Below are 1,000 nucleotides of genomic sequence, written 5' to 3'. Positions count from 1 at the left end.
AACAGGACGATGCGCTGCACCGAACTGTGCGAGTGAAGTCGACGCAGAAGCGGCAGCAGGTCTTCGCGCAGGGTGCAGGAGACGCAGCCGTGCGCGAGCTCGAGGATCGTCTCGCGCTCGGACACTGTGCCGGCAGACCCGGTACCCCCGGTCATCGAGGTGACCGTCCGCCTGACCACCCCTTCACGGACGTGGCTCAGGTCGTGGTGAACCAGAACAGTTCCGGTTCGCAGCAACGCTCGTGCGGTGTGTGGGGTGGATTCGCTCATACCGGCGACCAGGACCAGCGGAGTCCTGCCGTCCAAGATCGTGTTCACAGCGGGCCTTTCTGGGAATGATTGTCATTACCGAAGTTGAACGCTACATTGATCTCACCGCATTGTCGAAAATGATTGTCATCTGCAAGTTGAAAGGAATACCCATGTCGGCTCACTGCCAAGTGACCGGACGTGTGCCGGGGTTCGGAAAATCCGTCTCGCACTCCCACAAGCGTTCGAACCGTCGCTGGAACCCGAACATCCAGCGCAAGACCTACCTGCTGCCCAGCGAGGGTCGTCGCATCACGCTCACTCTCTCGACCAAGGGCATCAAGACGATCGACCGCGACGGCATCGAGTCCGTCGTCGCCCGGATCCGCGCGCGCGGCGAGAAGGTCTGAGCAGATGGCACGCAACGAGATCCGCCCGATCGTGAAACTCAAGTCCACCGCGGGCACCGGGTACACGTACGTGACCCGCAAGAACCGTCGCAACGACCCCGATCGACTCGTACTGAAGAAGTACGACCCGGTGCTGCGCAAGCACGTCGATTTCCGAGAAGAGAAGTAGGCATGGCCAAGAAGTCGAAGATCGCGAAGAACAACCAGCGACGGGTCGTCGTCGAGCGGTACGCGGAGCAGCGGTCCTCTGCCCCGGCGGGGGGCGTCGATCCCCGCGCGACGCAGCGCCGTCACCAGTTTCATGAACTGGCGCGGGCTCAGCCCGGAGAACGGAACTATCCA

The 1,000-nt window shown here is 62.1% G+C and carries 3 protein-coding genes and 1 pseudogene; 2 read left to right on the top strand and 2 right to left on the bottom strand.

The genetic code is table 11. The features are described 5' to 3' along the window. Positions 1-269 (bottom strand): GTP-binding protein (locus ABT116_RS50805; RefSeq protein ID WP_351648771.1); only part of this gene is annotated, 269 nt, incomplete at its 3' end. 152 nt (positions 270-421) lie between these two features. Between ABT116_RS50805 and rpmB the strand changes: the two genes are divergently transcribed. After that, a complete protein-coding gene (gene rpmB, locus ABT116_RS50800; protein ID WP_003946346.1) occupies positions 422-658 on the top strand; it encodes a 50S ribosomal protein L28 in 237 nt (78 codons plus the stop codon). Between the two features lie 4 nt (positions 659-662). After that, positions 663-827 (top strand): 50S ribosomal protein L33, encoded by a 165-nt coding sequence (gene rpmG, locus ABT116_RS50795; RefSeq protein WP_003946358.1) that lies wholly within the window; start codon positions 663-665, stop codon positions 825-827. Positions 828-859: 32 nt separating this feature from the next. Here the strand turns inward: rpmG and ABT116_RS50790 are convergent. Further along, positions 860-1,000 (bottom strand): annotated as a pseudogene (locus ABT116_RS50790) (IS5/IS1182 family transposase); the annotation flags it as partial.

Source organism: Streptomyces sp. NPDC002130, assembly GCF_040296465.1.
GTDB lineage: Bacteria > Actinomycetota > Actinomycetes > Streptomycetales > Streptomycetaceae > Streptomyces.
Note: the sequence above shows the minus strand (reverse complement) of the source record. Positions and strands in the feature narration are given on the sequence as shown.